General features: G+C 46.1%; 8 protein-coding genes. 1 reads left to right on the forward strand and 7 read right to left on the reverse strand.

Features of this window, described 5'->3' with window-relative positions; translation table 11 throughout:
• Positions 1-14 precede the first annotated feature (14 nt).
• Complete coding sequence (locus tag IPM47_21215; protein QQS29313.1) at positions 15-533, reverse strand: hypothetical protein; 519 nt, start codon at positions 531-533, stop codon at positions 15-17.
• Positions 534-780: 247 nt separating this feature from the next.
• On the opposite strand from IPM47_21215, the gene IPM47_21220 reads away from it, so the two are divergent.
• Positions 781-1326 carry an IS630 family transposase gene (locus IPM47_21220; protein QQS29314.1) on the forward strand — a complete coding sequence of 182 codons (546 nt, stop codon included), beginning with the start codon at positions 781-783 and terminating at the stop codon, positions 1324-1326.
• Positions 1327-1482: 156 nt separating this feature from the next.
• Here IPM47_21220 and IPM47_21225 read toward each other — a convergent pair whose 3' ends face one another.
• From IPM47_21225 to IPM47_21250, 6 genes are all read right to left on the reverse strand, one after another.
• Positions 1483-4596 (reverse strand): T9SS type A sorting domain-containing protein, encoded by a 3114-nt coding sequence (locus tag IPM47_21225; GenBank protein QQS29315.1) that lies wholly within the window; start codon positions 4594-4596, stop codon positions 1483-1485.
• 248 nt (positions 4597-4844) lie between these two features.
• Positions 4845-5801: an HYR domain-containing protein gene (locus IPM47_21230; GenBank protein QQS29316.1), complete on the reverse strand. Its 957-nt coding sequence runs from the start codon at positions 5799-5801 to the stop codon at positions 4845-4847.
• Positions 5753-6076: an HYR domain-containing protein gene (locus IPM47_21235; protein ID QQS29317.1), complete on the reverse strand. Its 324-nt coding sequence runs from the start codon at positions 6074-6076 to the stop codon at positions 5753-5755. The genes IPM47_21230 and IPM47_21235 overlap by 49 nt, the downstream gene beginning before the upstream one ends.
• A gap of 155 nt (positions 6077-6231) precedes the next feature.
• Positions 6232-6966, reverse strand: a complete 735-nt coding sequence (locus IPM47_21240) for a hypothetical protein (protein ID QQS31549.1) — start codon at positions 6964-6966, stop codon at positions 6232-6234.
• Complete coding sequence (locus IPM47_21245) at positions 6879-7676, reverse strand: hypothetical protein (protein QQS29318.1); 798 nt, start codon at positions 7674-7676, stop codon at positions 6879-6881. The genes IPM47_21240 and IPM47_21245 overlap by 88 nt, the downstream gene beginning before the upstream one ends.
• Positions 7594-8160, reverse strand: a complete 567-nt coding sequence (locus tag IPM47_21250) for a hypothetical protein (GenBank protein ID QQS29319.1) — start codon at positions 8158-8160, stop codon at positions 7594-7596. The genes IPM47_21245 and IPM47_21250 overlap by 83 nt, the downstream gene beginning before the upstream one ends.
• Between the last annotated feature and the right edge of the window lie 444 nt (positions 8161-8604).

The following is an 8604-nucleotide window of genomic DNA, read 5'->3' on the forward strand; positions in this document are numbered from 1 at the left end:
TTGCCTGCTTTTTATCACAAAAAATCTAAACTTCGGTAAATTTCTTGCAACCCAATTATGTTTCCTAGCCCATAAAACAATTTCTGATCTTTAAATGCTTGATGTTTTGATTTGCTTTTCAACAGACGATGAAGCACACAATAGAAAATCACCTCTTCTATATCGAACTTTATCCTTGTTCCCTTAGCACATTTTTTGATAATTTCTCCGATGCCAAGTTGCTCCCATACTTTTTTATAGACCAAATGACCATAACAGAAGCGTGCAGTTTCCTGCAAATTCTCTGCCCCAATGCAAGGCGTGTTATTCAATGACAGCAATTTCTGCCCAACTGATAGTAGGAATCCTGAATCACGCAACTGGTCAAGGCGACCAAAGTTGGCAATTACCTTGTGCTTGGTAGTCTTTCCTTCACGAAAAGATTCCACTAACTGAATATACGTATGGTTTTTAGATTTAGTGGCTTTTACAAACATACCGCAAATGTAAGCATATTGTCTTAAAAACAATAGCCTAAGAAAAAAAGTTGCCACTACAATTGCGGTTTTTTATTTCTTATTATCATTGATTATTAACGGGTTATCTCATTTAACTGTCAAAGTCAGGAGCAATGGGTAGAGCAGGAATTTAAAAAGGAAGTTAAGTATAACACGCTACTAAAATATGCGGGCAGGAAATTTGGCAGCAAAGTGAAGGCAGCACGCAAAAGTCATGTGAAAAAGGATGCGGAGGCTGTAGTTTTTTTTAAAAAACTTTAGTTCAAAAATAGCGGAAATAGCGTTGTCTGTTCCGCCATGCTATGACAGCATAAATTTATACTTTCAGGACGAGAGCCGCTTTGGTCTGCATACCAGGCACGGGAGGGGATTGACCGCCAAAGGCATACAGCCGGTTTGCAATTTCCAGCAGGTGTTTCAATACACTTATCTTTTCGGAGCATTTTCTCCCGTAACCAGGGATCAGTTTCAGTTGGAAATGCCTTGTTGCAGTGCAAATACCTTTCAGGTGTTTCTCCATGAATTTTCCCTTCAAACTCCTGCTGAATACAAAATCATTGTTTTAGACAACGGGGCTTTCCACAAGGCAAAAAAGCTCAAAATACCCGAAAATATTTTTCTTGTCTTTCTGCCTCCTTACAGTCCCGAACTCAATCCAGCTGAAAAAATATGGCACCACATCAAAAGAAAGTTCACCAACAAACACTTCACAAGCCTTGAACTAATCAGCAACTTCTTTACTGAAACAATAAATAACATTACACCGGATATGGTAAAATCTATCTGTAGTTACCAATATATCTGCTTAAATACCTTTTGGGCTGTTTAAAATGTCATTTTCGTATAATAACAAAAACTGTTTTAAAACCAGCTTTATGTGAGAAACCATTCTTTTGCCATTTATATGAAGAAACAAAAAATCCCCCATACTTTAGATAAAACTAAGTACGGGGGATTTTCTCTTTAGCTCACGGTCAATCAGCCATTATCTCACTACCATCAGTCGGAGATGCTGTGCCGCTCCATCTGAACGGCGCAAGACTGCATAATAGGTTCCCGATGGCAAATGACTCATATCTAACTCAAAGGAGTATGGCGTTTCAGCCTCGGTCATATCGTCAAACAAAACCGCTACCTCCCTGCCGTCTATAGCAAAAACAGATAAGTGCATAAGCTCGGCCTTGAGGGCAGTAAAGGTAATCGTTGTCTGATTGTTGGTCGGATTGGGATAGGCAAACAAGGTTTCAAAGGCTATTGCATCCTCGCCGTTTTTGCAGGCAGAAACCGTTACAACCACACTTGCCGTAGATTTACACCCGCCGCTTCCGGTTACGGTTACGGTATAGGTACCCGACATTGCTGTTGTTGCTCCGGTTCTCAACACACTATTACCTATACGGGTATATCCGCCCGGACCGCTCCAGTTGTAAGAATTACCACCGGATGCCAGCAAGGAAATCGTTCCTCCCACACAGACATTCAGATTACCCGTGATGACAGCGTTGGGGGCTGCGATAATTGAGGCATTTCGGGTTGCAGTGGCAATACAACCGGTATTTAGTGTTACGGTTACTTTATATTGACCGGCTACGGGTGGTGCGCTGATAGCGGCGGTAGTGGCGGTAAATCCGCCCGGTCCTGACCAGTTATAGGCAACTCCGGCTGTAGTTGCGGTAAACACCACGTTGGCATTAGAACAGAAGTTCGTTGTCGTAGTGGTCGGGGTAACAGCGGCATTAGTGGGTGCGCTGACCGATACACTTCTTGCAGCAGTTGCCGTACATCCTCCGGCATTGGTAACAGTTACTTTATATTGTCCTGTCATCGTTGTATTGGCATTGGTTCGGGTCATTGACGGACCACCTGTGGCTGTAAATCCGTTGGGGCCGCTCCACAAATAAGAAGTAGCTCCGGCAGGGGCAGTGATGGTTATGGTACCTCCCGAACAAATTGTGGAGGTTCCGGTTAAGGTGGCCGATGGATTGGGGTGTACGGTAACCGTGATGTTCGCAGTTCCGGTACATCCTAATGCGTTGCTGACCGTTACCGAATATACACCCGACATAGTAGTGTTGGCATTAGTACGCAAAATGCTGTGACCGGTAGAGCTAAAGCCGCCCGGCCCGCTCCATTGATAGGTGTTTCCACCCGATGCTATCAGGTTGATGGATCCGCCGACACAAACATTGGTTGTTCCGGTTACAATGGCAGTCGTAGAACTGACCGTTACTTCCCGGGTTGCAGTGATGACACAACCATTGGCATTGGTTACAAAAACTGTATATATACCTGACATACCGGCCGTAGCGTTCAGGCGTGTAAAAGATGCACCGCTGCTTACAAACCCATCCGGACCTAACCATGAATAAGAAACAGCGCCAACTGCAGATGCAGTAAGGCTGATGCTTCCGCCAATACAGGTATTGGTATTTCCTGTAACATTTACGGTAAAGCCGCTACCCGATATAGAAACCGTTACAGATGTTTCTGCCGAACAACCTATATTGTCTGATACCGTAACCGAATAAGTTCCCACCATAGTAGCATCAAAATTGGTTCTTACCAAAGTGGCTCCGGTTGAAGAATAGCCGTTTGGACCACTCCAGGAATAAGTCGTTCCGCCTGTTGCCACCAAAGTCAAATCATCGTCCTGGCATACAACAAAGTTCCCTGTTATTTGAGCATCGGGTGCTGTATTCACCAATACCTCCACTTCATATTCTGAAGTACATCCATTTTCATTTGAAACAGTTACCGTATAAGTTCCTGACATAGAAGCCTCAGCGTTGGTAATCGTCACATTATCGGAGCTGGAACTGAAATCATTCGGTCCGACCCAGGTGTATGCGTTTCCACCGCTTGCGGAAAAGTTCAAAGTACCGCCTTCACAGACCTGTGTAACTCCGTCAACAGAAACAACAGGCAGGTCATAGATGGTTATTTCTATATTATCAACACCCGTACAACCGTTGGCATCCGTTACTGTAACGCTGTAAGTACCGGCTTCGGTTGTTGTGATGGTTTGAGTTGTCGCATTGCCTCCTAATGCATTCCATTGGTAAGAACTGTATTCCCCTGCGTCCAACTCAACACTTCCACCGTCACAGAAACTTGTCGCTCCGTCTGCGGTAATTTCAGGTGTGGGAAGGGGGTTAACAGTTACAGAAATTTCGGCAGTTGAGGTACAACCATTGATATCGGTTACCGTTACGGAATAAGTTCCTGCATCGCACACCTCTACCGTTTGACCGGTTGAACTGCCTGCATTTGCACTCCATAGATAGGAGGCAAAAAGTCCGGCATCTAAATAAATGCACTCATTTTCACACAAGGAAGTAGATCCGCTTGGATTGATAGACGCACTAAAACCGGGTATAACCGTAACTACAGCCGAACAAGTCGAGGTGTTGCCGCTTCCGTCTGTAACCGTGAGCGTTACGGTATTGCTGCCCTGATTGGCACAGGTGAAATCGGTCTGATCCAATAACAGGTCGAAATCGCAATTATCACTGCTGCCGTTGTTCACTTGTTCAGCGGAAAGGCTTCCCGTACCATTTTCGTCTAAGGTTACCGTTACGTCCTGACATCCTGCTACCGGTGGTTCGGTATCCACTACAGTTACCGTTGAAGTGCAGGAACTGCTGTTGCCGTTGTTGTCATAAACGGTAAGGGTTACGGTATTTTCACCCACATCCCCGCAGCCAAAACTATTGGGGCTTGCGCTTAAACTTGCAAGGCCACAGGCATCACTGCTGCCATCGTCTAAATCTTCTCCACTGACAGAGGCGCTGTTGTTGACATCTAAGTTGACGGTGAAGTTTTGGCATTGAGCATCAGGATCTGTATCATCATTGACTGTAACGGTTGCCGTACACTCTGAAGAGTTGCCGTTTACATCTGTAACTGTCAGCGTTACGGTATTTTCGCCTACATCTTCGCAATCAAAATCGGTTACATCTAAAGACATACCCGATATGCCGCAGTTGTCAGTACTGTCATCATTGATGTCTCCGGCACTAATGCTCACATTGCCGGATTCGTTTAAGTCCACACTAATATCCTGACAGGATGCCGCAGGTGCTTCATTGTCATAAACCACAACGCTTGCGTTACAAGTAGAAGAATTGCCATTGCCATCGTGTACGGTTAGCGTAACCGTATGACTGCTGCCAACATCTTCGCAGGATAAGGTGGCAGGAGAAACCGAGTCATAATAGAGGTAGCCGCAATTGTCAAAGCCATACCAAATTACCTCAACCGGGTTAATCGTTGCCGTTGAGCCGCTGAGGTTAACCGAAACCTCGCCGGGCTGACAGGCGACTGTCGGAGGCGATACATCTTGTACGGTTACCGTAAAACTACAGATGGCGTGTTGTTGCTGTCATCGGTTGCCAAATAGGTTATGGTACTGCTGCCAAATGGGAAGTATTGACCGCTTTCAGAGCCTTCTATTTGTATCATATTTGACGAACAGTTGTCGCTTGCGTTGGGCAATATCCAGGTCGCTATTGCTATACAATTTTCATCGGCATTGACCAATATGTTTTCAGGACAAGAGCCAAAGATTGGTGGAGCGGTATCGCTTACAGTTACGGTTGCCGAACAGGAGGCAGTGTTGCCATTGCCGTCGTTGACCGTTAAAACTACGGTGTTGGTGCCTGTTTCGGCACAGGTAAACGTGTTGGGGCTGACTGATTCCAAAATCACCGTACCGCAGTCATCGGATCCAAAATCATATACATCGGCAGGGGTAACAGTAACCGATGCTCCGACGAGATTGACGTTTATGTTTTTACAGGATACAGAAGGAGGGGTGTTGTCAATGACCATCACTGTAGAGGAACAGGTGGCTGTATTGCCATTGACATCCATTACGGTCAAAACAACCGTATTGGAACCCACATCGTTGCAATCAAAACTATTGGGGCTGACTGACTGCAGATTGACTGTGCCGCAGTTATCGCTGCCCGAACCATAAACATCTGTTGTTGTGATTGAGGCGGAATTACCGGACAAATAAACCTGATGATTTTTACACACCACAGACGGCGGCGAATTATCAGCAACGGTTAATGTGGTCTGACATGTCGAGGTATTGTTGTAGATATCGGTAACTGTTAACACTACGGTTTGCGGAAAACCGACATGCGCACAGTTAAAGTTGGTGGGAGAGACCTGTATAGATTGCAAACCACAGTCTGCGGTGCTGCCGTTATCAACTTGTGAGGGGGTTAAAGTAGCGGTTCCCGAACCATTTAATATAACTGAAGGGATGGATGGCAGATGGCTTGCGGGGCATCGCAACAGTAGCCGTTGTTATCGTTGACTGTAACAGTTGCCGAACAGGTAGCGGTGTTTCCTGCCGCATCGTTTACCTGAAGGGTTACCGTAAAGGTGCCTCCGATATGGGTACAATTATAATTTGTTGTTCCAGACAGGGAAGTGCCTGTTATTCCGCAATTATCCACACTGCCGTTATTTATTTGTGAAGCAGACACGGAGGCGATACCGCCGGGTCCCAATGAAACGGTTGCGTTTTGACAGTTGGCACTTGGGGCTTGTGTATCATTGACCACCACATTAAAACTACACTGTGCAGTTTGACCATTACCCGCTTGAACCAGGAAGGTGTTGGTGGTAGAGCCTATAGTTATCTGTTCCCGTTGGGGTGATGAAATTTACTGTAGCAGCACACTGCCCCGCCATATTGCCAACGGTAACCGTGGATGGGCAGTTAATGGTGGGAGGTGTTGTATCGCCATAAGTAACAGTTACAGGAGTTCTGGAAGAAGGACAAGATGTCCCTCCTGACCATGAGATAATGATCTGTCCATTGCCGCTTTGGAAGCCTTTGTGTATGCGTGGTTCCGGAACCATTAGAATAGCTCGATCCGCCACCGCCGCCGTTCCATGATCCGCCGCCGCCGCCATAATATCCGCCGCCACCGCCACCGCCGCCGGTAGATACGCCGCCATTTCCACCATTACCCGATGTTCCGGGTGTGCCAGAGGTATAACCTGGATATGCACCTCCCGGTCCGCCGGAAGATTGAGTTCCGCCGCCACCACCGGAAGATCCGCAACCGGCAACTGCCGTAGCACCTGTCAAACCACCTCCGGCAGCACCAGGCTCACCACATCCGTTATAAGCCCCGCCGCCGCCGCCGCCGGCCACGACTATTCTGTTAGCAAGTGCAGTGCCACCGGAACGGATATCTGATGCACCACCACCACCGCCTATATTTGAAGCATAAGCTCCCGATCCGCTACCACCTCCGTTATATCCGGGAGTTCCTGTATTATAACTGCCTCCCTGACCACCGACATAGATATTAATGACAGATCCGGGAGTTACTGAAACGGTAGTTTGTATTCTTCCCCCTAATCCTCCGGCACCCGAAGTTCCGGTTCCCCCTGAGCACCTCTTGCATCCACCTGAATTGAGGTTACTCCTAAAGGGACTGTAAATGTCTGTGAAGTTCCCGTATAATTAAAAGTTTGTGAACCCGGCGGAATTGATTGAGCTGCCTCTGCATAATAAGTGGTGGTCATTACAGGGTTAACTGGAAAATTTGCTCCGCTTGCACTGGTACCGATTGGTGTTCCACCTGTTGATTGTGTGTACCAGAAGATGGTGTTTCCAGGAGATGTAGCGTTTAACTGAACGGTTGTCGGTGTACATACCGTTGCAGGACTTGCCGTTACACTTGTAGGTGCTGAGGTTGGAGGAATCACAGTAACTGTAACCTGACTGGTTGCCGTGCAAGCGCCTTCTGTTACCGTAAGTGTATATGTAGTTGTTGTAGAAGGAGAAGCAGTGGGGTTGGAAATATTAGGATTGTTCAAACTGCCGGAGGGCGACCAGGAATAGGTGGGCGAACTTCCCGAAGAACTTCCGGTTAAAACTGTATTTTCACCACTACATATACTTGTATTTAAACCTGCATTTGCTGTTAAGGTACAACCGCCACCGACGCAAGTCGAACGGCAATTGGCACAAGCGGAGTTAATTGATGCAGCAGATGCGCAGATGCTATCCCAAAAACTGGTACAACAATACGAATCCGCCGCACATATTGAAGATTGACAAGTAAGGTCAAGAGAGTATCCCGGACCTGGTTGAGCCTGATCGCAGTAGGGAGGACCTACACACCCCGCCGCCGCCGCCGCCGCCGCCACCGGAAGAGCAGCTGTTTGTAATGCTTTGAGAACTTGGTGGGTTGCTTCCAATTGTTGAACCATATATTTGTGTGCCTCCCCCGGAAGCACCATTATAAACCCGATAGTAATTTTCATACGCCCAACTGCCGGCAAAATAATTAACCACAATTGTTTGTCCTGAACTTACGGTAAAGTTATAACAGGCAGGACCTAAACCTGATCCTAAGGTAGTGCCGGATAATACCGTACTTCCGTTTACGACAACGTTAACATACCCGCCATTCCATCCATCCCCGTAAGTATCAGATAAACAAATGGAATAAGTACATCCTCCTCCTCCTCCGCCGCCGCCACCGGAGCTACAACTGTTTGTAATGCTTTGAGAACTTGGCGGGTTGCTTCCAATAGTTGAACTATATATTTGTGTGCCTCCCCCGGAAGCACCATTATAAACCCGATAGTAATTTTCATACGCCCAACTGCCGGCAAAATAATTAACCACAATTGTTTGTCCTGAACTTACGGTAAAGTTATAACAGGCAGGACCTAAACCTGATCCTAAGGTAGTGCCGGATAATACCGTACTTCCGTTTACGACAACGTTAACATACCCGCCATTCCACCCATCCCGTAAGTATCAGATAAGCAAATGGAATAGGTACATTGCGCTTGTACATCTCTTGCCAAAAAATTGAAAAAACAAAAAAACGCAAAAACATAAAATTTACTTCGCATAACTGTAGAACTCTTTTTCGGTTGAAAAATTCAGATTTATAATGAAGGTTTTAATGATGAAGGAATGAAGATTTTGAAAAACGATCTCCAACTATCTTTTTGTAAAACAGCTATAAACATTGTCTTTTTTTAAATAGCGGCGAAATATATGAAAAGCACAGCAAAAATATCCTATTTTTTCGCTGTATTTTTTGATTCTTTCTGACAAAAT

This window comes from Sphingobacteriales bacterium (genome assembly GCA_016700115.1).
Lineage (GTDB): Bacteria > Bacteroidota > Bacteroidia > Chitinophagales > UBA2359 > UBA2359.